The organism is Pseudomonas shirazensis, assembly GCF_014268785.2.
Taxonomy (GTDB): Bacteria; Pseudomonadota; Gammaproteobacteria; order Pseudomonadales; family Pseudomonadaceae; genus Aquipseudomonas; species Aquipseudomonas shirazensis.
This window is the reverse complement of the sequence record NZ_JABWRD020000005.1, coordinates 111,120-132,314: the sequence shown is the minus strand read 5'-3', so window position 1 is coordinate 132,314 and position 21,195 is coordinate 111,120. Positions and strand designations below refer to the sequence as shown.

Sequence of the window (21,195 nt, the reverse complement as noted above, 5' to 3'; positions counted from 1 at the left end):
CTGCCCTAAACTTGATCGGCCAGCGGATGGCGGCCCTCCCAGGCTTTGGCAAAGTGCGCCTCAACCACCGCCGCTGGCACCTGAGCCACATCCGGCCAGTGCCAGCGCGGCGTGTTGTCTTTTTCAATCAACCGCGCACGCACGCCCTCGCTGAATTCAGGATGCCGGCAGCAATTCAGGCTCATCGCATATTCCATCTGCAGCGCCTGCAACAGCGACATGTGCCGGGCTCGCTGCAATTGCTCCCAGACCAGATGGGCGCTGAGCGGGCAACCGTCGTGCAGGCGCTGCCCTGCAGCCGCCAACAACGGGTCGCTGTGCTGACGCAGGCTGGCGATGGCGCGCCAGGCGGCAACCGGATCTGCTACATCCAGCACCTCATCTATCAGTGCTCGGCGCGGCAACCACTGCGCCTGTGGCAGGTCTGCAAGGGCGCGGTGCTGCTGACACTTGAGCAGGCTGTTCAACTGCAGGGTGGTCTGTTCCTGCCAGTTCAACTGCAGTAGTTCATCAATCAATGCCGTCTGCTGCTGCTCGCCAAGAAAACGATCCGCCAGACCCAGGTCCAGCGCATCACGGGCGTTGATCGGCGACCCTGTCAGGCCGAGAAACAACCCCAGCTTGCCTGGCAGACGGCTGAGGAACCAACTGGCGCCTACGTCCGGGTACAAGCCTATGCTGATCTCCGGCATGGCCAGCCGACTGCTCGGCGTCACGATGCGTATCCCAGCGCCTTGCAGCAGGCCCAGGCCACCGCCCAGCACATGGCCATGACCCCAACACAGCAAAGGCCTGGGATAACAGTGCAGGGCATAGTCCAGGCGGTATTCGGCTGCGAAGAACTGCCTGGCCAGCGCTGGCACCTGGCCCGGTTGTCCGCGGCATTGGTCGACCAGCGCACGAACATCGCCACCCGCGCAAAACGCCTTGGCGCCGCTGCCCCGCAAGAGCACGCAGACGACACCAGCATCCCTCGCCCACGCCTGGAGCAGCGCCTCGAGCTGCTCGATCATCGCCAGGCTCAACGCGTTGAGGGACTTTGCTGCATCCAGTGTGGCAATGCCGATTCGCGCACCATCCACTCCAGTAAGTACTTCGCTGGTTACGGCCATGAACTACCTCGCACAGGTCATCCGCTCAGTATGGTCGGCTCAGCCGCAGGCTGCCGGTCGTCGGTCGGATCGATTGACAAGCTCGGGCAGCTTTCCTAGTGTCGCGCCCCTCAGTTTCAGGACCACACCGATGACCGACGACGACCGCATCAAGCTTGAGCCCAGCTGGAAGGAGGCGCTGCGCGCCGAGTTCGAACAGCCCTACATGCAGCAGCTACGCGAGTTCCTGCGCCAGGAGTACGCCGCCGGCAAAGAGATTTATCCACCTGGACCGCTGATCTTCAACGCCCTTAACAGCACGCCGCTGGACCAGGTCAAAGTGGTCATCCTCGGCCAGGACCCCTACCACGGCCCAGATCAGGCGCATGGCCTGTGCTTCTCGGTACAGCCGGGCGTTCCGACGCCGCCATCGCTGGTGAATATCTACAAAGAGTTGCAGCGTGACTTGAACCTGCCGATTCCTGCCCATGGCTATCTGCAGAGCTGGGCAGAGCAGGGCGTGCTGCTGCTCAACACGACCATGACCGTGCAGCGGGGCAATGCCGCATCGCATGCCAAGAAAGGCTGGGAGTCTTTCACTGACCGGATCATCCAGCTGGTCAGCGAGCGGCAATCGAATGTGGTCTTTCTGCTGTGGGGCGCACATGCCCAGAGCAAGCAGAAGTTGATCGACGGCACCAAGCACCTGGTGCTCAAGTCGGTACATCCGTCGCCATTGTCGGCCTACCGGGGCTTTATCGGCTGCGGGCATTTCAGCCATGCCAACCGCTTCCTGCAGCAGCACGGCATGAAACCTGTGGAGTGGGCACTGCCTCAGTGACACTGTTGATGGGCTTTGGTCGGGGGCGTGTGCTGCGCCCCCTTACTGATTTTGATCCCGCGCATTCCACAGCCGAAACAATGGCTCTGCCAGAAACAGCACAAACAACAAACGCATTACCTGCATCGCTGTCACCAACGGCACAGACAACTGCAGGGTCTCCGCCGTAAGGCTCATCTCGGCGATCCCCCCAGGCATCATGCCCAACGTCAGCGAACGCAAGTCCAGCTGGCTCAGGTTGCTCAAACCCCACGCCGCAAGCGCCGCAATCACCATGCTCAAGGCGGTAGCCAGCAAGGTGCGGCCCAGAAACGACGGCGCGCGGCGGAAAAATGCCCGGTTGAAGTGACAGGCAAGGCCACTGCCGATCAACCACTGGCCCATCTGGCTGGCGCCTTCCGGCAGGGTGATCTGCAAATCAGCCGCCAGGCTTACCGTTGCCGCCACCAGCAATGGCCCGAACAACCATGGGTTGGGTTGGCGCAAGCGCTGCCAGCCATAACCGACCAACACCGCCAGCGGCGTGATCAACGCCAGCCAGCCCCAGCTGACACTGCTGGCATGGCTGACCGGCACGCCATCACCGAGCAGCAACTTGAACAGTGCCGGCACGCACAGCACCACCGCCAGCACACGCAGACTCTGCGCCGCGGCGACCTGGCTGAGCACCGCGCCATTGCGTGCGCCGAGGTTGACCATTTCGCCGGAACCTCCCGGCATGCTGGCAAAAAAGGCGGTGGCGCGGTCTTCACCGCTGCGCCGCAGCAGCCACACACTGATGACACTGGAAGCGGTAGTGAACAGCGCCCCGAACAGAATCAGGCCGAAGTGGCCGGACACCTGCTCGATGATCGCCGGGGTGAAGTGCAGGCCGATACCGACGCCGATGATCCACTGGCCGCATTTACGTCCGTTGGGGATTTCCGGTAACTGCCAGGGGGTCAGGCAACGCACCAGGATGATCGCCAGCAACGAGCCGACCATCCACGGCAAAGGCCAGCCGACCTTGCTGGCGAGAAATCCGCCAGCAAGGCCGACCAGCCCGGTTGCCCAGAACAGCGGCAACGATCGATCAGGCATCCGCTATGGACCGACGTTGCTGGCTGCGCCGGCGCCAGCTGCGCAGCAGCGGCAGGCACAGCATAAAGATGGTCAGGCCCCACACGCTCATGCTGATCGAGCTGGACCAGAGAATGCCCAACTCACCGTTGGAGATAGACAAGGCGCGGCGCAGGTTCTGCTCCATCAGCCCACCGAGGATGAACCCGAGCAGGATCGGCGACAGCGGGAAGTCCAGCTTGCGCAGGATGTAACCCATGATGCCGATACCGATCATCAGGAACAGGTCGAAGGTGGTCGCATGCACGGCGTACACGCCGATGGCGGTGATGATGGCGATTACTGGCACCAGCGCCCAGTTCGGCACGGCGAGGATGCGGGTGAAGATGCGGATCATCGGAATGTTGAGGATCACCAGCATGATGTTGGCGATGAACAACGAGGCGATCAGGCCCCAGACGATGTCGGGTTGCTGTTCGAACAGCATCGGTCCTGGGGTGATGTTGTACAGGGTCAGTGCACCGATCATTACCGCAGTGGTGCCCGAACCGGGTACGCCGAGGGTCAGCATCGGCACCAGTGCACCACAGCAGGAGGCGCCGATGGCGGTTTCCGGTGCTGCCAGGCCACGTGCATCGCCTTCGCCGAACTTGCCGCTGGTGCCAGCGATTTTCTTCTCGGTCATGTAGGCAACCGCGCTGGCCAGGGTGGCACCGGCGCCGGGCAATACGCCCATGATGAAGCCGAGCAGGCCACAACGGATGTTCACTGCGAATACTGAAGCCGCTTCCTTGAAGTTGAACAGCATGCGCCCGGTGGCTTTTACCGCCTGGTGGCCATGATGGGTTTTCTCCAGCAGCAGCAGGATCTCGCTGATCGAGAACAGGCCCAGCACCAGTACCACGAACTGAATGCCGTCAGCCATGTGCACGCTGTCGCCGGTGAAGCGGTAAACGCCGCTGTTGGCATCGATACCGACTGCCGACAGAAACAGGCCGATCAACGCCGCGATAAATGTCTTCAGTGGCTTGTCGCCGGCCATACCGCCCAGGCAGACAATGGCGAACACCATCAGCACGAAGTATTCAGCGGGTCCGAAGGCAATCGCCCACTTTGCCAGCAACGGCGCGAACAGGACCATGCCGCAGGTGGCGATGAAGGCACCGATGAACGAGCTCCACGCCGACAGCGACAGCGCGACCCCAGCCAGACCCTGGCGAGCCATTGGGTAACCGTCGAGGGTGGTCATCACGGTCGAAGCTTCGCCCGGAATGTTGAGCAGGATCGAGCTGATCCGGCCGCCGTATTCGCAACCCAGGTACACCGCGGCCAGCAGAATCAAGGCGGATTCAGGCGGCAGGCCGAGGGCAAAGGCGATCGGGATCAGCAACGCCACGCCGTTGATCGGGCCCAGGCCCGGCAGCAGGCCGACCACGGTGCCGATCAGGGTGCCGCACAGGGCGGTAACCAGGTTGTACGGGCTCAAGGCGACGCCGAAGCCCTGGCTGAGATAGCCTAAAGTATCCATCTGTCAGTTCTCCAGCACGTCAAGCAGGCCAAGGGGCAGGGGTACGTCCATCACGCGATCGAACAGCCAGTACAGCAGCACGCTCATCGCCACCACCACCATTGCGCTGTGCAGCCAGCGGCCGCCATACAGGCGCGCCATCGGCACGCCGATCAATACCGCACTGACGATGAAGCCCAGGCTCTCGAAGGTGGCGGCGAACAGGATCAACAAACCGGTGCAGATCGCAATCTTGATCAGGGTCGGGCGATCCAGCGGCGGCTCGTCCTCTTTATGCACGATCGGCGTCGGCCGAATCGCCAGGCACAGCAACGCCAGGCCCATCAGGCCAAGCATCAACAAAGGGAAGGCGCGCGGGCCCACCGGTTCGTAGGAAAACGCGGCCTGGTAAGGCCAGGCCATCACTGCCAGGACGGCACATACCGCCAGCAGGATCAGGGCAAAAATGCGTTGCAGGATCATGGGGAAATCCTCGAGAGGGCTGCCTTGCTGCAGTTTATTGCGAGAGCGGTTCTACCCGCGCAGGCGTTGGTGATGACACCGACGCTTGCGCGGGCTGACCTGCATCAACAGGTGCTGCAGCTGTACGTTGTTACTGAATCAGGCCGAATTCCCGGGCCAGGGTCTTGTAGTCGGCAACCTGTTTCTTGACGTAGGCGTCCAGCTCTGGCCCGGTCAGGGCGAACGGGAACAGCTCGCGCTGGTCACGCAGCTTGGCGAACTCCTCGGAGCTCAGCAGCTTGTCGAACGCGGCTTTCCACCATGCGTAGTCTTCGTCGCTGACTTTTGGCCCGAGGTAGAAGCCACGTACCACTGGCCAGACGATGTCGTAGCCCTGTTCCTTGGCAGTCGGGATGTCCTTCATTTCCGGCTCATCGAGACGGTTCTCGGCGAATACGGCAAGGATGCGCATGTTGCCGCTCTGGATGTGCGGCATGGAGTCGGAGATATCAGTGGAGCCGACCTGAATGTGCCCGCCGAGCAGTGCAGTGGCGATTTCGCCGCCGCCTTCCAGGGCGACGTAGCGCAGGTCACGCGGGTTGATCCCGGCGGCCTTGGCGATCAGCGCGGTCTGCATCCAGTCCTGGCTGCCGACGGTGCCGCCGGAGCCGATCACCACTTTGCTCGGGTCTTTTTTCAGCGCAGCAACCAGGTCAGCCAGGTTTTTGTAAGGCGAGTCCTTGTTCACCGCGATCGCGCCGTAGCTGGTGCCCACGGCCGCCAGCCACTTCACTGCGTTTTCATCGAAACGGCCGAACTTGCCTTGGGCCAGGTTCAGCAGCGAGCCACTGGACCAGGCCACCAGGGTGCCGGCATCGCCCGGACGCTGGGCAACCACGGCGTTGTAGGCAACCGCACCAACGCCGCCAGGCATGTAGGTAACGCGCATCGGTTTACTGAGAATCTTCTCGTTGACCAGGGCGCTTTGCACCAGCTTGCAGGTCAGGTCGAAGCCGCCGCCGGGCGAAGCTGGAGCGATACATTCAGGGCGTTTCGGTTCAGCAGCCAGGGCTTGACCGGCCAACAACAGGCAACCGGTAGCGAGGACGAGGCGGCGCAGGGAAAAGGTCATCGTCTATCTCCGTAAATATTGTTGTTATGGGTTACCACAGGGCCACGCTGTAGCTCACCAGCAGCCTAACTTCGTCGGCGTCGCGGGCAAAATTCGAGCGGAAGGTGGCGTTACGCAGACGCACAGCAACGTTTTTCAACGGCCCGGTCTGTACGACGTATTTGAACTCGGTGTTGCGTTCCCACTCCTTGCCCTCGCTGCCATCGGCGCGGCTGACGTTGTCGCCACTGAGGTAGCGGGTCATGAAGGTCAGGCCGGGAATGCCCAGGGAGGCGAAGTTGTAGTCGTAACGCAGCTGCCAGGAGTGCTCGTCGGCACCGGCAAAGTCGTTGATCTGGACGAAGTTGACCAGATACGGGTCGGCGCCATCGACGTAGGGGAAAGCGCTGTCGCCCGAGACGTGCTGATAGGCGCCGCTGAGCTTGTGGCCATCGAGGGCGTAGCTGAGCATGCCGTTGGCGGTGGTGTTGTCGATCTTGCCGGCGCGGGCCTGGCCCTGGTCGTCACTTATCGCCAGGCGCAGGTCGGCGCCAAAGGTGCCCGGGCCCCACGGCTGGGTCGCGACCATGCCAACGAAGTGCTGGCGGTAGATGTCGTCAAGTTGGGCAACGTGATAGCTGCCGGTGATGCGGTCGGTGAATTTGTAGTCAAGGCCGGCCAGGTCATAGTTGTCGGCGGCGAAGGTTCCGCCGAAACGGCCGTTCTTGTTGTTGAGGGCGATGTCTTCCCAGTTGGTGTCGTTGCGGTCCTTGGCTTTTTCCAGACGTCCGGCGGTAACGGTCAGGTTGCTGATTTCGTTGGAGGTCAGCAAGCCACCCTCGAAGGTCTGCGGCAGAATCCGCCCATCGTTGGGCTGCAGGGTCGGCAGTTCAGGGATCAGCGAACCCACTTTGAGCTCGGTCTTGGAAATCTTCACCTTGCCGGTCAGACCTAGCTTGGAATACTCGTCGGCAGCCTTGCCGTCATCATGGGTCGGTAACAGCCCGGTGCCGGTGCGGTCTTCGCTGGAGTCGAGCTTGATCCCGACCATGCCCAGTGCGTCCAGGCCAAAGCCGACAGTGCCTTCGGTGTACCCGGATTCGAAATTGAGCATGAAGCCCTGCGCCCACTCGTCACGTTTGGACTGCTGGCTGCTGGTGCCGTCACGGAAATCACGGTTGAAGTACATGTTGCGGGTTTCGAAGGTGGCGCTGCTGTCTTCGAAGAAGGCCGCCTGGCTGACAGGCGCGATACCGGCGAGCGCAAGGGCGCTGGCAATGGCAGTGGGGCGTGGACGAATGGAACGGGTAGGCGCGAACGCCTGCGGCTGTGATGACAGCATCGTCGAGTGACTCCGTTTATTGTTTTTATTGGTCTGCACCTTGCTGGTGCTTATGAACGCTCGGGGCATCCTTGATCCGATGCTAGGCGGCCAACCTTTCGCTAACCTTTCAACATGAAAGGTTTGTCATATTGGGGCTTCACAGGTGTGCCGACGGCGGTACACTCCGCGCCAACTAACGCGCCCCCACCTCACCGAAGGGAGAAACCGATGCGAGTGCTGCTGGTTGAAGACCACCTGCAACTGGCCGAAAGCGTGGCTCAGGCGCTCAAGAGTCAGGGCCTGACTGTGGACGTGCTACACGACGGCATCGCCGCTGATCTGGCGCTGACCAGCGAGGAATACGCGGTGGCGGTGCTCGATGTCGGCCTGCCGCGGATGGACGGTTTTGAAGTGCTGGCGCGGCTGCGCGGCCGCGGCAAGACCTTGCCGGTGCTGATGCTGACTGCCCGCAGTGACGTCAAGGATCGTGTGCATGGGCTCAACCTGGGCGCCGACGATTACCTGGCCAAGCCGTTCGAGTTGACTGAGCTGGAGGCGCGGGTCAAGGCCCTGCTGCGGCGCAGTGTGCTTGGTGGCGAACGCCAGCAGCGCTGTGGTCCGCTGGTCTACGACCTCGACACCCGCCGTTTCAGCCTGGGTGACGAGCACCTGACCCTGACCTCGCGCGAGCAAAGTGTGCTGCAGGCAATGATTGCCCGGCCCGGACGAGTGATGAGCAAGGAGCAATTGGCGGCGCAGGTGTTTGGCCTCGACGAAGAAGCCAGCCCTGATGCCATCGAAATCTACGTGCACCGGCTGCGTAAGAAACTCGACGGCCATACGGTTGCCATCGTCACCTTCCGCGGTCTTGGCTACCTGCTGGAGCACCGTGATGCGTGATGGCGCCAGCCTGCGCGGGCGGCTGCTGGGCAATCTTGCGCTGCTGCTGGTGGTACTGATGCTGGCCAGCGGCCTGAGCGCCTACTGGAACGGCCGCGAGGCCGCCGACACTGCCTATGACCGTACGCTGCTGGCGTCGGCGCGGACCATTGCTGCGGGCCTGTCCCAGCGCGACGGCACACTGAGTGCCGATGTGCCCTATGTGGCGCTGGACACCTTCGCCTACGACAGTGCCGGACGCATTTACTACCAGGTGTTGGACATCAACCAGCGCTTGATCTCGGGGTACGAAAAGCTGCCGCCACCTCCGCCTGGTACGCCTCGCACTGACGACTATCCGGCCTTGGCGCGTTTCTACAATGCCTCCTACCTTGGCCAGGATGTACGTGTGGTCAGCCTGCTCAAGGCGGTCAGCGAGCCAAACATGAATGGCATGGCCGAGATTCGCGTGGCCGAAACCGAAGAGGCACGGGTGAGCATGGCCCGCGGGCTGATGGCCGATACCCTGTTGCGGCTGGGGATGCTGGCGCTGGCGGCGCTGGTCATGGTCTGGTTTGCGGTCAGTGCAGCGCTGCGCCCGCTCGAGCGCTTGCGCAGTGCGGTTGAGGAGCGCCAGCCGGACGACCTGCGCGCCTTGCCAACAGTGCAGGTGCAGCATGAGCTGGGGCCATTGGTGCGTGCGCTCAATCACTTTACCGAGCGGCTGCGCGCACAGTTCGAGCGCCAGGCGCAGTTTATTGCCGATGCCGCGCATGAACTGCGGACGCCGCTGGCAGCGCTCAAGGCGCGGGTCGAGTTGGGCCTGCGTTCGCAGGACCCGCAGGAGTGGCGGCAGACCCTTGAGTCGGCTGCCCAAGGTACTGACCGGCTGACCCATTTGGCCAACCAGTTGCTGTCGTTGGCGCGCGTTGAAAACGGCGCGCGGGCGATTGCCGAGGGCGGGGCGCAGCGGCTTGATCTGAGCCAGCTGAGCCGGGAATTGGGGATGGCCATGGCGCCGTTGGCGCATGCCCGTGGTGTGTTGTTGGCGCTGGAAGCTGAGTCGCCGGTCTGGCTCAAGGGCGAGCCGACCTTGCTCAACGAGCTGCTCAGCAACCTGATCGATAACGCGCTGGCGCACACGCCGGTTGGCGGCAATGTGATCTTGCGTGTGTTGGCGCCGGCGCTGCTCGAGGTCGAAGATGATGGCCCGGGCATTCCTGAAGCTGAGCGTGAGCGGGTGTTCGAGCGCTTTTACCGGCGTAGTGCTCAGGGCAGTGGGCTGGGGTTGGCGATTGTCGGGGAGATCTGTCGGGCGCATCTGGCCCAGATCAGTTTGCATGACGGCGAAAATGGAGGTTTGAAGGTCAGGGTCAGCTTCATTGCTGACCAGGGCTTGGATCGCGTGAACCTTTAGCCCTTTCCCGGCCACTAGCCCTCAGCGCAACATGCTTCGCGCTTCGAGCAGTTCTGCTACTTCCAGTTCCGTGCCCTGCGGCAGGCCGAGGTGCCGATAGGCGGGCAGTGCCGCCAGGGGCCGGCTGCGGCCGCGCTGGCTCAGGCAGCGGGCGATTTGCACCACGTCGATGTAATCGACCTTGTCGGTGCGCCGATCCAGATCCTGGATTTGCCCAGGCAGCTTGACCAGTTGCTCGGGGAACTCCCAGTCACTGAGGATCTTGTCACCCAGGACCGGCTGGATCTGCTCGATCACATAGTTCAGGCAGACCGGGTCGGACAGCAATTCGTTGTGCTCTTCGGCATAGATCAGCACCGGTAGCGCGCCGATCTGATGGACAAGGCCACCGAGGGTCGCCTGATCGGGCTTTAGGTCAGTGTAGCGGCGGCACAGTTCATAGCTGATGCCGGCAACTTCCAGGCTTGTAGCCCAGATATCGCGCAACTTTTGCTCCACCGCAGGCGAGCGGGCATGGAAGATCTGCTCGATTACCAGCCCGATCGACAGGTTGCAGCTGTAGTTGATGCCCAGCCGGGTAATCGCCGTGTGCAGATCGGTAACTTCGACGGCGGCGCGCAACAGGGGGCTGTTGACCACTTTGATCAAGCGCGCAGATAGCGCGGCATCGCGGCCGATCACCCTGCTCAGGGCCGAAACGCTGATCTCGCTGTCTTCAGCAGCCTCGCGGATGCTCAGAGCCACTTCCGGCAGGGTCGGCAGGACCAGGTCGTCATTGGCGATGGCAGTGAGCAATTGCGCCTGGACCATCTCGGCCAGTCTGTTCATGGAGATTCTCTACCGCAGTATGGCAGCCCCGCACGATGCGGGGCAGGCTGGTCAGCGCTGGATTTCCCGGTCGCGGTCCAGTTCGTAAGGCAGGCTAAGCAAGGTCAGGCGTGGGCCTTCGAGGCTGAGCAGGTGCAGGTTGTTATCTTCTACCGCGTCGGCGCTGATCACTGCGAGCAGTTCGCAGCCTTGTTCACAGGCAGCTGCCAGCACGACTTCGCCAACCGCGGAACCGTGGGTGGGCGAAAAGATCTGGCTGCCGGGCGCAGGCACATCGGCAACGGCCAGAGCCAGCCGGTACTGACGGCGTTTGAGCTTGCCCAGGTACTGCATGCGCGCGACGATTTCCTGGCCGGTGTAACAGCCTTTCTTGAAGCTCACGCCGCCCACCGCCTGCAGATTGATCATCTGCGGAATGAACAGTTCACGGGTCTGCTCGAAAACCTGGCCAATGCCAGCGCGGATCTGCCCCAGTAGCCAGTCGTTGAGGCTGCCTTCGCTGAGCGTACCAGCGAGTTCCTGCTGCACGTTGCGAGCCTGTTCAGCCGGGACCCACAGTTCGACGCGGCCGGGCGAAACGCGGATAGCGATCAGGCCATGTTCACGGACCGTTGCGCCATCTGCAGCGGGCACATCCAGGCCAAGTGCGAGCAAGGCCTGCTCAGCGTGCTCCAGCCCAAAGCGGACCCAGCTGGCGCTTTCGTCGGTCAGCGTGGCCTTGGAAAATACCGCGTATTTTTTCAGGTCGGCCAGCTGTGCATCGATCAGGCCGCGGGCCATCGCCAGCAGCAAGCCGTTGCCTTCGGGCACGATACGGAAGCTCGACTGCATACGGCCTTTGACCATGCAGCGCGCGCCGAGGCTCGATTGCTCCTGGCTTAGGTAGTTGAGGTTACAGGTCAGCTGGCCTTGCAGAAACTTGCCAGCGTCGGAGCCGCGAACGGCGAGGATGCCCTCGTGGGTAAGGGGGCAATAGAAAGCAGAGTCGGCCATGGGTCATCGCGGTTGCTTGAGACTGGTAGCCATCATAGAACGCTGGTAACAAAATAGGTAGGTGACTAGACCAACGCCTTGTGCCGCCATGTGCCCGGCGCGGTATACTCGCCGCCCATTCGAGGAGGGTCCCATGGTCGAACAAACTGAAATCAACCGGCTTTTCTGGCACAGCCGCCGCGGCATGCTGGAGCTCGACGTGCTGCTGGTGCCCTTCACCCAGGAAGTCTACGCCACCCTGAACGAAGCGGACCGCGAGCTTTACGTGCGCTTGCTGGCTTGTGAAGACCAGGACATGTTCGGCTGGTTCATGGAGCGCAGCGAGTCTGAAGACCCTGAGCTGCAGCGCATGGTTCGGATCATTCTGGACCGTGTCCAGCCCAAGTGAGCAGTTCCAGTGCCGTTGGCAGGGCTCACGCCGGCTGCTGACGGCCTATCTGGCAAGTCATGCGCTGGCATTGCTGGCGCTTTGGCTGAGCGAGCCGCGCTGGTGGCTGCTGCTGCCACTCGTCGCTGGCTGCCTTAGCCACGCCTGCTGGGTCATTCCCCGGCGCATCCTGCTTACTCATCCTGACGCCATCACCGGCCTGCGCCGCGACAGCCAAGGCTGGCAGCTGTACAGCCGCAGCCAGGGCTGGCAGCCGGTGCGCCTGCTGCCGGACAGCATGGCCCTGCCGGGGCTGGTGGTATTGCGTTTCGTGCGAGCGGGCAGGCGCCTCAGCGAAAGTCAGTGCGTTTTTCCTGACGCGCTGGCGCTGGAGCAACACCGGCGCCTGCGCCTGCGCTTGAAGTTCAGTCGCAGGCGCTGGGCACAGCCTTCTTGAGCCCGCTCAGAGCGGGCTGAGAATGGTATCGCGCGCTTCGGGCAGCATCGCCGGATAGTCCAGGGTGTAGTGCAGGCCGCGGCTTTCCTTGCGCTGCATCGCCGAGCGAATCATCAATTCGGCGACCTGGGCCAGATTGCGCAGCTCGATCAAATCGCGGCTGACCTTGTAATTGCTGTAGAACTCGTCGATCTCATCCAGCAGCAGGCGTACACGGTGCTCAGCCCGTTGCAGGCGCTTGCTGGTGCGCACGATGCCGACGTAGTCCCACATGAAGCGCCGCAGTTCGTCCCAGTTGTGCGCAATGATCACGTCTTCGTCCGAATCGGTAACCTGGCTGGCATCCCAGCAAGGCAGAGCCTGCGGCATTTCGACCCGGTCCAGGCTCGCTTCTATGTCGGCAGCCGCCGAGCGGCCATAAACAAAGCACTCCAGCAGCGAGTTGCTGGCCATCCGGTTGGCGCCGTGCAAGCCAGTGAAGCTGGTCTCGCCAATGGCATACAAGCCGGGCACGTCGGTGTGACCGCGAGCGTCGACCATCACCCCGCCGCAGGTGTAGTGCGCAGCCGGGACCACCGGAATCGGCTGGCGCGTGATGTCGATGCCGAAGGTCAGACAGCGCTCGTACACGGTCGGGAAATGGCTTTTGATGAACTCGGCTGGCTTGTGGGTGATGTCCAAGTAAACGCAGTCCACACCCAGGCGCTTCATTTCGTGGTCGATAGCGCGCGCGACGATATCCCGTGGTGCCAGTTCTTCGCGTGGGTCGAAGCGCGGCATGAAGCGCTCGCCATTGGGCAGGCGGAGCAGGGCGCCCTCGCCGCGCAGCGCCTCGGTGACCAGGAAGCTCTTGGCCTGCGGGTGGTACAGGCAGGTCGGGTGAAACTGATTGAATTCAAGGTTGGCGACCCGGCAGCCCGCGCGCCAGGCCATGGCAATGCCATCGCCGCAGGCGCCGTCGGGGTTGCTGGTATAGAGGTAGACCTTGGCTGCACCGCCGGTCGCCAGCACGGTGAAGCGCGCGCCAAAGGTATCCACCTCGCCGCTGTTGCGGTCCAGTACGTAGGCGCCGAGGCAGCGCTCGCCGTCCAGACCGAGGCGGCGCTCGGTGATCAGGTCGACGGCGACGCGCTGCTCCAGCAGGGTGATGTTGGACCGTTGCCGGGCGCGCTGCAGCAGGGTGGTAAAGATCGCCGCACCGGTAGCGTCGGCCGCATGGATGATGCGCCGGTGGCTGTGGCCGCCTTCGCGGGTCAGGTGAAATTCGAAGCTGCGGTCATCACCCGGTGGGTGTTCGTCGCGAGTAAATGGCACGCCTTGTTCGATCAGCCACTCAATCGCTTCGCGGCTGTGCTCAACGGTAAACCGCACCGCTTCTTCCGAGCACAGTCCACCGCCGGCATTGAGGGTGTCCTCGACATGCGACTGCACAGTGTCGGTGTCGTCAAGCACGGCGGCAACGCCGCCCTGGGCCCAAAAGGTCGAGCCATTGGCCAGGTCACCCTTGCTCAGCACAGCGATGCGCAGGTGATCCGGAAGGTTGAGTGCCAGGCTGAGGCCTGCGGCCCCACTGCCGATCACCAGGACATCGTATTGGAATTGTTTGCTCATGTCGGGGCACTAGTAATCTAGGGGAGGGGAACGGCACAATAGCGATGCGCAGATGGCATTGTGAAACTATCGTGAAAACGTTGCCGGGATGCCTTTATAGCAGCCCCGGGTGCCTGATTTCCAATGGCGCTTGTCACGCAACGGCGATCTTCCGGGAACTTTCCAGTCTGGCTGGAAATCCTATGAAGGCTGCCCATACGCCACGAATGCCAAGGCGACGCAGGGCAGTAGCTCGAAATGGGCTGATACCTGCGTAAATCAAGACCAGATCAATGACGCGGCCGGCCGTGACCGTACTGCGTCTTTTTCGTGCGAGCCGACCAGAGGCCGCAGGAAACTTGCTTGGAGGGGAGAACTTTTGCGCAAAGCCCGAGTCTATGTTTGCAAGCCTGAACGGTGGCTGTTGCAATGCTCCTTCAAGTTCACTGAGGAGTATTCATGCTAACCCAGGAAGAGGATCAGCAGCTTGTCGAGCGCGTGCAGCGCGGCGACAGGCGAGCGTTCGATCTGTTGGTGCTGAAGTATCAGCACAAGATTCTCGGGTTGATCGTGCGCTTTGTACACGACACCCATGAAGCCCAGGATGTGGCGCAGGAAGCCTTCATCAAGGCCTACCGGGCGCTAGGCAATTTCCGCGGTGACAGCGCGTTTTATACCTGGCTGTACCGCATCGCCATCAACACGGCGAAAAACTATCTGGTGTCCCGCGGTAGAAGGCCACCCGACAGTGATGTGAGCTCCGAGGATGCGGAGTTCTATGACGGCGATCATGGTCTCAAGGATCTCGAGTCCCCAGAACGCTCGTTGTTGCGGGATGAGATCGAAGGTACCGTCCATCGGACCATCCAGCAACTGCCAGAAGATCTGCGCACGGCACTAACTTTGCGCGAATTTGATGGTCTGAGTTACGAGGACATTGCGAGCGTCATGCAATGTCCGGTGGGGACCGTGCGCTCAAGGATTTTCCGCGCTCGGGAGGCCATTGATAAAGCCTTGCAGCCGTTGCTGCAGGAATCCTGAGACAGCGGCTACAGCCAAGAGAGGAACCGCCATGAGTCGTGAAGCTTTGCAGGAATCGCTGTCCGCCGTAATGGACAACGAAGCGGATGAATTGGAGCTGCGTCGTGTTTTGAGCGCCACTGATGACGCCGACACCCGTGCTACCTGGTCGCGTTACCAGGTTGCCCGTGCAGCCATGCACAAGGAACTGCTGCTGCCCAAGCTGGACATCGCTGCGGCGGTTTCTGCTGCATTGGCCGATGAAGTTGTGCCAGCCAAGGTCAAGCAAGGCCCTTGGCGTAGTATCGGTCGTCTGGCCGTAGCTGCCTCGGTAACCGTTGCAGTACTGGCCGGCGTGCGTCTGTATAACCAGGACGAGATCACCGGTAGCGAATTGGCTGCGCAACAGCCTGCCCAGCAAGGTCTGACCATGCCGCAAACGCAAGGTCCGGCAGTTCTGGCTGGCTACAGCGAGAGCAGCGAGCAGGCCACCGGGCCGATGGCCAATGGTGTCTTGCAGAGCCAGGAAGGCTGGGACAAGCGTCTGCCGGGCTACTTGAAGCAGCACGCTCAGGAATCAGCGCTCAAGGGCACTGAAACAGCACTGCCATACGCCCGCGCCGCTAGCCTGGAAAACCGCTAGTTAAGGAGCATCATGCGCGCGCTACCTCTTCTGTCACTGCTGGTAGGCAGTTGCATGATGGTGCCAGCGTTGGCAGCCAACTCTTCGCCTCAGGCGAATGAGTGGCTGAACAAGCTGGCACGAGCTGAGCAATCCCAGAGCTACCAGGGTTCGTTCGTTTACGAACGCAACGGCAGCTTCTCTTCCCATGACATCTGGCACCGCGTTGCCAATGGATCGGTCAGCGAGCGGCTGTTGCAGCTCGATGGTACGGCTCAGGAGATCGTCCGCGTGGACGGTCAGGTGCAGTGCGTCAGTGGCGATCTGGTGAGTGGCGTTTCGACGCCGCCCAGCACTGCCCCGCGGGTGCTGGACCCCCTCAAGCTGATGAGCTGGTACGACTTGAGCGTTGCCGGCAAGTCGCGGGTTGCCGGGCGCGATGCGGTGATTATCACCCTGACCCCCCGTGACCAGCATCGCTACGCCTTCGAATTGCATCTGGACCGCCAGACCGCATTGCCCCTGCGCTCGTTGATGCTCAACGACAAGGGTCAGTTGCTGGAGCGTTTCCAGATGACCCGCCTGGACACTACACTGCCAACCGAGCAAGCGATGCGCCCAAGTGATGCGTGCAAGCCTGTAGAGCATGCAGTTGCAGCTTCGCCGTTGCCGGCAGTAGGCGGTTGGCGCTCCGATTGGTTGCCGCCCGGTTTCGAGTTGGTCAACAGCTCGGTACGCAGTGATGTTTTGCGCAAGACCACGGTCAGCAGTCTGATGTATGACGACGGGCTGACTCGTTTTTCGGTATTTCTGGAGCCGGTCAAGGATGATTCAGGTAACGATACCCGCGTGCAGCTCGGCCCGACCGTGGCTGTCTCGCGCTACCTCAATACTCCCAAGGGCAAGGTCATCGTCACGGTGGTTGGCGAGATCCCGTTGGGTACTGCCGAGCGCGTTGCATTGTCAATGCGTGCTCAGGATGCCCAGGCCAGCCAGTAACAGCGCGCCTGCGTTTGCAGCCCTTCACGTAATCGGCTGAAATGAAATTAACGCAATGTCATTTGCAATCCCTTCGTAAATTTTCTATAGGTCAGAGTCCTTGGGGTCTGGCCTTTCCTGCATTTGCAGGGGTCTTAATGCAATTTACGCTCGTTGTGACGGGAGCCGTATGTCAATACCACGCTTGAAACCCTATCTCTCCATGTTCGCCGCCGTGCTGATGCTCGGCCAGGTGCTGACGGCCCAGGCTGAAGAAGCGCTGCCGGACTTCACCACGCTGGTCGAGCAGGCTTCGCCGGCAGTGGTGAACATCAGTACCAAGCAGAAGCTGCCTGATCGGCGCATTGCTGCCGGGCAGATGCCTGATCTGGAAGGCCTGCCGCCGATGTTCCGTGAATTCTTCGAGCGCAACATGCCGCAGCAGCCGCGTTCGCCGCGCGGCGATCGCCAGCGTGAAGCGCAATCGCTGGGTTCGGGCTTCATCATTTCCAGCGATGGTTATGTGCTGACCAACAACCATGTGGTCGCCGACGCTGACGAGATCATCGTGCGCCTGTCCGACCGCAGCGAACTGCAGGCCAAGCTGGTCGGCACCGACCCGCGCACCGACGTCGCTTTGCTCAAGGTTGAAGGCAAGGATCTGCCGATCGTCAAGCTGGGCGATTCGGAGAAGCTCAAAGTCGGCGAATGGGTACTGGCTATCGGCTCGCCGTTCGGCTTTGATCACTCGGTAACCAAAGGCATCGTCAGCGCCAAAGGCCGGACCCTGCCCAACGACACCTACGTTCCGTTCATCCAGACCGACGTGGCAATCAACCCGGGTAACTCCGGCGGCCCGCTGTTCAACATGAAAGGCGAAGTGGTCGGCATCAACTCGCAGATATTCACCCGCTCCGGCGGCTTCATGGGCCTGTCGTTCGCGATCCCGATCGACGTGGCCCTGGATGTCTCCAATCAGCTCAAGAAAGACGGCAAGGTCAATCGCGGTTGGTTGGGTGTGGTAATCCAGGAGGTCAACAAGGACCTGGCCGAGTCGTTCGGTCTGGACAAGCCTGCCGGCGCCCTGGTAGCTCAGGTGCTGGAAGACGGTCCAGCGGCCAAAGGCGGTTTGCAGGTCGGTGATGTCATCCTCAGCATGAATGGCCAGCCGATCATCATGTCAGCCGACCTGCCGCACCTGGTCGGCAGCCTCAAGGATGGCGCCAAGGCCAAGCTTGAGATCATCCGCAACGGCAAGCGGCAGAACCTCGACGTTACTGTCGGCGCTTTGCCTGATGAAGATGCCGGTATCACCACAGCTGGCCAGGGCAGTGCCGAGCGCAGCAGCAACCGCCTCGGTGTAGCGGTTTCGGACCTGACCGCCGAGCAGAAAAAAGCCCTCGAACTCAAGGGTGGCGTGGTCATCAAGGAAGTGCTGGATGGTCCGGCGGCGTTGATCGGTCTGCGTCCGGGTGACGTCATCAGCCACCTCAACAACCAGGCCATTGGCTCGGCCAAAGAGTTCACCGAGATTGCCAAGGACCTGCCGAAGAATCGCTCGGTGTCGATGCGGGTGCTGCGCCAAGGGCGCGCCAGCTTCATCACCTTCAAACTGGCTGAATAAGCATAGCGGCAGCGCAATACAGGGCAGCTTCGGCTGCCCTTTTTTGTAAACGGATGAAAATTTCATGGCGGCCTGCCAAGCCACGCGGGATTGCAGCCGATCAGGAATCTCCCACAAGGCTGCGGCTTAAGGTACAATTCCCGGCTATTTTTCGGCGGGCGTCCGGCTCGCAGCCATTTCGAGTAGTGACCCGTGAGTGATTTGAGTCATATCCGCAATTTCTCCATCATCGCCCACATCGACCACGGCAAGTCGACGCTGGCCGACCGTTTCATTCAGATGTGCGGTGGCCTCTCGGCGCGCGAAATGGAAGCCCAGGTGCTCGATTCGATGGATCTGGAGCGCGAGCGCGGCATCACCATCAAAGCCCATAGCGTCACGCTGCATTACAAGGCGCAGGACGGCAAGACCTACCAGCTGAACTTCATCGACACTCCCGGCCACGTAGACTTCACCTATGAAGTCAGCCGGTCGCTGGCCGCCTGTGAAGGCGCGTTGTTGGTGGTCGATGCTGGCCAGGGCGTCGAAGCCCAGTCCGTGGCCAACTGCTACACCGCTATCGAGCAGGGCCTTGAGGTCATGCCGGTACTGAACAAGATGGACCTGCCCCAGGCCGATCCGGACCGCGTCAAGGACGAAATCGAGAAGATCATCGGTATCGACGCGGCCGACGCCGTAGCCTGCAGCGCCAAGAGCGGCATGGGCGTGGACGAGGTGCTTGAGCGCCTTGTGCAGCAGATCCCGGCGCCAACCGGTGACATCGATGCACCGCTGCAAGCGCTGATCATCGACTCCTGGTTCGACAACTACCTGGGCGTCGTGTCCCTGGTTCGCGTGCGCCACGGCCGCGTGAAAAAGGGCGACAAGATCCTGGTCAAGTCGACCGGCAAGGTCCATCTGGTCGACAGCGTCGGCGTGTTCACGCCAAAGCACACTCAGACTGCCGATCTCAAGGCCGGCGAAGTGGGCTTCATCATTGCCAGCATCAAGGAAATTCTCGGCGCGCCGGTCGGCGACACCCTGACCTTGAGCTCCACCCCCGAGGTGGAAGTGCTGCCAGGCTTCAAACGTATTCAGCCACAGGTCTACGCTGGCCTGTTCCCCGTGTCTTCAGATGACTTCGAAGACTTCCGCGATGCGCTGCAGAAGCTGACGCTGAACGACTCGTCGCTGCAGTACGCGCCTGAAAGCTCGGATGCACTGGGCTTTGGCTTCCGTTGCGGCTTCCTCGGCATGTTGCACATGGAGATCATCCAGGAGCGCCTCGAGCGCGAATATGACCTGGACCTGATCACCACGGCGCCGAGCGTGATCTTCGAGATCAAGCTCAAGACCGGTGAAACCATTCACGTCGACAACCCGTCGAAACTGCCGGATGTATCAGCAGTCGAAGACTTCCGTGAGCCAATCGTGCGCGCCAATATCCTGGTGCCGCAAGAACACCTGGGTAACGTCATTACGCTGTGCATCGAGAAGCGCGGTGTGCAGCGTGACATGCAGTTCCTAGGTACTCAGGTGCAGGTGAGCTACGATTTGCCAATGAATGAGGTGGTACTGGACTTCTTCGACCGTTTGAAGTCGACCAGCCGCGGTTACGCGTCGCTGGACTACCATTTCGATCGTTACCAGTCGGCCAACCTGGTCAAGCTGGACGTGTTGATCAACGGCGACAAGGTTGATGCGCTGGCGCTGATCGTGCACCGCGACAACGCCCACTACAAAGGGCGCGCGCTGACCGAGAAAATGAAAGAACTGATTCCTCGGCAGATGTTCGACGTCGCGATCCAGGCCGCCATCGGCGGGCAGATCGTCGCCCGGACCACTGTCAAGGCGCTCAGAAAGAACGTACTGGCCAAGTGTTATGGCGGCGACGTCAGCCGTAAACGCAAACTGCTCGAAAAGCAGAAAGCCGGTAAGAAACGCATGAAACAGGTCGGTAACGTGGAAATTCCACAAGAAGCCTTCCTCGCCGTGCTCAGGTTGGATAGCTAGGTCCTATGTCGCTAAATTTCCCGCTGTTGCTCGTCATCGCCGTTGCCGTCTGTGGCTTGTTGGCTCTGATCGATCTGCTGTTCCTGGCTCCGCGCCGGCGGGCGGCGATTGCCACCTATCAGGGCAGCGTCAGCCAGCCAGAAATGGCCGTGGTCGAGAAGCTGAACAAGGAGCCGTTGCTGGTTGAGTACGGCAAGTCGTTCTTCCCTGTGCTGTTCATCGTGCTGGTGCTGCGGTCGTTCCTGGTAGAGCCGTTCCAGATTCCTTCCGGGTCGATGAAACCGACGCTGGAAGTGGGCGACTTCATCCTGGTGAACAAGTTCTCCTACGGCATTCGCCTGCCGGTGATCGACAAGAAGGTCATCGAGATCGGCCAGCCGCAGCGGGGCGACGTGATGGTGTTCCGCTATCCGAGCGACCCCAACGTCAACTACATCAAGCGTGTGGTTGGCCTGCCGGGCGACCAGATCGGCTACACCAGCGACAAGCGCTTGTTCGTCAATGGCAAGCAGGTTGCCGAGCAGTTGGTCGGTACCGAGCCAGGCACCTTGGGCAGCGCTGAGCTGTACAAGGAGCAATTGGGCGCGGCCGAGCACATGATCCGCAAGGAAATGAGCCGCTACCGCATGCCGCCTGACCAGCAATGGACGGTACCCGCCGGCCATTACTTCATGATGGGCGACAACCGCGACAACTCCAACGACAGCCGTTTCTGGGATGATCCAAATATTCCCAAGGAACTGCATGGCATGGTTCCGGACCGCAATATCGTCGGCAAGGCGTTTGCAGTCTGGATGAGCTGGCCAGAGCCCAAGCTCAGCCACCTGCCCAACCTGTCGCGGGTCGGCCTGATCCATTGATACCCATCGGCGCTGTCTGCAGACAGCGCCGAATGCTTTTCTGACATAGGCTGTGTACTCAAGGTCGAGAGCGTCTTGAAACACGGGGGCGCTACCAACTGGCAGCGATTCACAGCCACACCGTCTTTTCAGGATGTTGATTTGAACAACGCGTTGAACAACAAACGGGTGGC

General features: G+C 61.4%; 20 protein-coding genes. 11 read left to right on the top strand and 9 right to left on the bottom strand.

What is annotated here, in order from left to right; all coding sequences use genetic code 11:
• Window positions 1-5: 5 nt before the first annotated feature.
• Entirely contained in the window at window positions 6-1,112 is a 1,107-nt protein-coding gene (gene dspII / locus HU736_RS21325) for an enoyl-CoA hydratase/isomerase DspII (RefSeq protein WP_186700801.1), read from the bottom strand.
• A 130-nt stretch (window positions 1,113-1,242) separates the two neighbouring features.
• Between dspII and ung the strand changes: the two genes are divergently transcribed.
• On the top strand, window positions 1,243-1,932 hold the full coding sequence (gene ung, locus HU736_RS21320) for a uracil-DNA glycosylase (RefSeq protein ID WP_186700800.1): 690 nt from the start codon (window positions 1,243-1,245) through the stop codon (window positions 1,930-1,932).
• A gap of 42 nt (window positions 1,933-1,974) precedes the next feature.
• Here ung and HU736_RS21315 read toward each other — a convergent pair whose 3' ends face one another.
• From HU736_RS21315 to HU736_RS21295, 5 genes are all read right to left on the bottom strand, one after another.
• Window positions 1,975-3,012: an AbrB family transcriptional regulator gene (locus HU736_RS21315; RefSeq protein ID WP_103438402.1), complete on the bottom strand. Its 1,038-nt coding sequence runs from the start codon at window positions 3,010-3,012 to the stop codon at window positions 1,975-1,977.
• Window positions 3,005-4,519: a tripartite tricarboxylate transporter permease gene (locus tag HU736_RS21310; RefSeq protein ID WP_186700798.1), complete on the bottom strand. Its 1,515-nt coding sequence runs from the start codon at window positions 4,517-4,519 to the stop codon at window positions 3,005-3,007. Before HU736_RS21310 ends, HU736_RS21315 begins: the two co-directional genes overlap by 8 nt.
• A 3-nt stretch (window positions 4,520-4,522) precedes the next feature.
• Window positions 4,523-4,981, bottom strand: a complete 459-nt coding sequence (locus HU736_RS21305; RefSeq protein ID WP_103438400.1) for a tripartite tricarboxylate transporter TctB family protein — start codon at window positions 4,979-4,981, stop codon at window positions 4,523-4,525.
• A 130-nt stretch (window positions 4,982-5,111) separates the two neighbouring features.
• The gene (locus tag HU736_RS21300) at window positions 5,112-6,092 is read right to left on the bottom strand and encodes a Bug family tripartite tricarboxylate transporter substrate binding protein (RefSeq protein WP_103438399.1); all 981 of its coding nucleotides are present in this window, start codon (window positions 6,090-6,092) and stop codon (window positions 5,112-5,114) included.
• Between the two features lie 31 nt (window positions 6,093-6,123).
• A complete protein-coding gene (locus HU736_RS21295; RefSeq protein ID WP_101321900.1) occupies window positions 6,124-7,413 on the bottom strand; it encodes an OprD family porin in 1,290 nt (429 codons plus the stop codon).
• A 210-nt stretch (window positions 7,414-7,623) separates the two neighbouring features.
• Here HU736_RS21295 and HU736_RS21290 point away from each other — a divergent pair, with 210 nt between their 5' ends.
• Both HU736_RS21290 and HU736_RS21285 read left to right on the top strand, forming a co-directional pair.
• Window positions 7,624-8,295, top strand: coding sequence for a response regulator (locus HU736_RS21290; RefSeq protein ID WP_186700796.1), 672 nt, complete (start codon window positions 7,624-7,626; stop codon window positions 8,293-8,295).
• A complete protein-coding gene (locus HU736_RS21285) occupies window positions 8,288-9,691 on the top strand; it encodes a sensor histidine kinase (protein WP_186700794.1) in 1,404 nt (467 codons plus the stop codon). Before HU736_RS21290 ends, HU736_RS21285 begins: the two co-directional genes overlap by 8 nt.
• 21 nt (window positions 9,692-9,712) lie before the next feature.
• On the opposite strand, the gene HU736_RS21280 is transcribed toward HU736_RS21285, so the two are convergent.
• Entirely contained in the window at window positions 9,713-10,519 is an 807-nt protein-coding gene (locus HU736_RS21280; protein WP_103438397.1) for an HDOD domain-containing protein, read from the bottom strand.
• Between the two features lie 51 nt (window positions 10,520-10,570).
• Window positions 10,571-11,512 carry a CAF17-like 4Fe-4S cluster assembly/insertion protein YgfZ gene (gene ygfZ / locus HU736_RS21275; RefSeq protein ID WP_103438396.1) on the bottom strand — a complete coding sequence of 314 codons (942 nt, stop codon included), beginning with the start codon at window positions 11,510-11,512 and terminating at the stop codon, window positions 10,571-10,573.
• A 133-nt stretch (window positions 11,513-11,645) separates the two neighbouring features.
• On the opposite strand from ygfZ, the gene HU736_RS21270 reads away from it, so the two are divergent.
• Both HU736_RS21270 and HU736_RS21265 read left to right on the top strand, forming a co-directional pair.
• A complete protein-coding gene (locus HU736_RS21270; protein ID WP_101321895.1) occupies window positions 11,646-11,900 on the top strand; it encodes an FAD assembly factor SdhE in 255 nt (84 codons plus the stop codon).
• Entirely contained in the window at window positions 11,884-12,336 is a 453-nt protein-coding gene (locus HU736_RS21265) for a protein YgfX (RefSeq protein WP_103438395.1), read from the top strand. The genes HU736_RS21270 and HU736_RS21265 overlap by 17 nt, the downstream gene beginning before the upstream one ends.
• Window positions 12,337-12,342: 6 nt before the next feature.
• Here HU736_RS21265 and nadB read toward each other — a convergent pair whose 3' ends face one another.
• Window positions 12,343-13,947: an L-aspartate oxidase gene (gene nadB / locus HU736_RS21260; RefSeq protein ID WP_186700792.1), complete on the bottom strand. Its 1,605-nt coding sequence runs from the start codon at window positions 13,945-13,947 to the stop codon at window positions 12,343-12,345.
• A gap of 438 nt (window positions 13,948-14,385) precedes the next feature.
• Here nadB and rpoE point away from each other — a divergent pair, with 438 nt between their 5' ends.
• The 6 genes from rpoE to lepB all read left to right on the top strand — a co-directional run bounded on the left by rpoE (window position 14,386) and on the right by lepB (window position 21,022).
• Entirely contained in the window at window positions 14,386-14,967 is a 582-nt protein-coding gene (rpoE, locus tag HU736_RS21255) for an RNA polymerase sigma factor RpoE/AlgU (RefSeq protein WP_011535354.1), read from the top strand.
• 31 nt (window positions 14,968-14,998) lie between these two features.
• On the top strand, window positions 14,999-15,589 hold the full coding sequence (locus tag HU736_RS21250; RefSeq protein ID WP_103438393.1) for an RseA family anti-sigma factor: 591 nt from the start codon (window positions 14,999-15,001) through the stop codon (window positions 15,587-15,589).
• A gap of 12 nt (window positions 15,590-15,601) precedes the next feature.
• Window positions 15,602-16,567 (top strand): MucB/RseB C-terminal domain-containing protein, encoded by a 966-nt coding sequence (locus HU736_RS21245; protein WP_186700790.1) that lies wholly within the window; start codon window positions 15,602-15,604, stop codon window positions 16,565-16,567.
• 202 nt (window positions 16,568-16,769) lie between these two features.
• A complete protein-coding gene (locus HU736_RS21240; RefSeq protein ID WP_371411620.1) occupies window positions 16,770-18,170 on the top strand; it encodes a DegQ family serine endoprotease in 1,401 nt (466 codons plus the stop codon).
• Window positions 18,171-18,362: 192 nt separating this feature from the next.
• Window positions 18,363-20,162 carry a translation elongation factor 4 gene (lepA, locus tag HU736_RS21235; protein ID WP_103438390.1) on the top strand — a complete coding sequence of 600 codons (1,800 nt, stop codon included), beginning with the start codon at window positions 18,363-18,365 and terminating at the stop codon, window positions 20,160-20,162.
• A gap of 5 nt (window positions 20,163-20,167) precedes the next feature.
• The gene (gene lepB / locus HU736_RS21230; protein ID WP_186700786.1) at window positions 20,168-21,022 is read left to right on the top strand and encodes a signal peptidase I; all 855 of its coding nucleotides are present in this window, start codon (window positions 20,168-20,170) and stop codon (window positions 21,020-21,022) included.
• Window positions 21,023-21,195 lie beyond the last annotated feature (173 nt).

What these genes read in the sequence shown, in the direction of transcription:
- HU736_RS21280 (WP_103438397.1), bottom strand. Translation starts at nt 10,519, where the DNA reads ATGAACAGACTGGCCGAGATGGTCCAGGCGCAATTGCTCACTGCCATC.
- HU736_RS21310 (WP_186700798.1), bottom strand. Translation starts at nt 4,519, where the DNA reads ATGGATACTTTAGGCTATCTCAGCCAGGGCTTCGGCGTCGCCTTGAGC.
- HU736_RS21270 (WP_101321895.1), top strand. Translation starts at nt 11,646, where the DNA reads ATGGTCGAACAAACTGAAATCAACCGGCTTTTCTGGCACAGCCGCCGC.
- HU736_RS21285 (WP_186700794.1), top strand. Translation starts at nt 8,288, where the DNA reads ATGCGTGATGGCGCCAGCCTGCGCGGGCGGCTGCTGGGCAATCTTGCG.
- dspII (WP_186700801.1), bottom strand. Translation starts at nt 1,112, where the DNA reads ATGGCCGTAACCAGCGAAGTACTTACTGGAGTGGATGGTGCGCGAATC.
- HU736_RS21295 (WP_101321900.1), bottom strand. Translation starts at nt 7,413, where the DNA reads ATGCTGTCATCACAGCCGCAGGCGTTCGCGCCTACCCGTTCCATTCGT.
- HU736_RS21315 (WP_103438402.1), bottom strand. Translation starts at nt 3,012, where the DNA reads ATGCCTGATCGATCGTTGCCGCTGTTCTGGGCAACCGGGCTGGTCGGC.
- nadB (WP_186700792.1), bottom strand. Translation starts at nt 13,947, where the DNA reads ATGAGCAAACAATTCCAATACGATGTCCTGGTGATCGGCAGTGGGGCC.
- HU736_RS21300 (WP_103438399.1), bottom strand. Translation starts at nt 6,092, where the DNA reads ATGACCTTTTCCCTGCGCCGCCTCGTCCTCGCTACCGGTTGCCTGTTG.
- HU736_RS21305 (WP_103438400.1), bottom strand. Translation starts at nt 4,981, where the DNA reads ATGATCCTGCAACGCATTTTTGCCCTGATCCTGCTGGCGGTATGTGCC.
- HU736_RS21240 (WP_371411620.1), top strand. Translation starts at nt 16,770, where the DNA reads ATGTTCGCCGCCGTGCTGATGCTCGGCCAGGTGCTGACGGCCCAGGCT.
- rpoE (WP_011535354.1), top strand. Translation starts at nt 14,386, where the DNA reads ATGCTAACCCAGGAAGAGGATCAGCAGCTTGTCGAGCGCGTGCAGCGC.
- ygfZ (WP_103438396.1), bottom strand. Translation starts at nt 11,512, where the DNA reads ATGGCCGACTCTGCTTTCTATTGCCCCCTTACCCACGAGGGCATCCTC.
- HU736_RS21245 (WP_186700790.1), top strand. Translation starts at nt 15,602, where the DNA reads ATGCGCGCGCTACCTCTTCTGTCACTGCTGGTAGGCAGTTGCATGATG.
- HU736_RS21250 (WP_103438393.1), top strand. Translation starts at nt 14,999, where the DNA reads ATGAGTCGTGAAGCTTTGCAGGAATCGCTGTCCGCCGTAATGGACAAC.
- lepB (WP_186700786.1), top strand. Translation starts at nt 20,168, where the DNA reads ATGTCGCTAAATTTCCCGCTGTTGCTCGTCATCGCCGTTGCCGTCTGT.
- HU736_RS21290 (WP_186700796.1), top strand. Translation starts at nt 7,624, where the DNA reads ATGCGAGTGCTGCTGGTTGAAGACCACCTGCAACTGGCCGAAAGCGTG.
- ung (WP_186700800.1), top strand. Translation starts at nt 1,243, where the DNA reads ATGACCGACGACGACCGCATCAAGCTTGAGCCCAGCTGGAAGGAGGCG.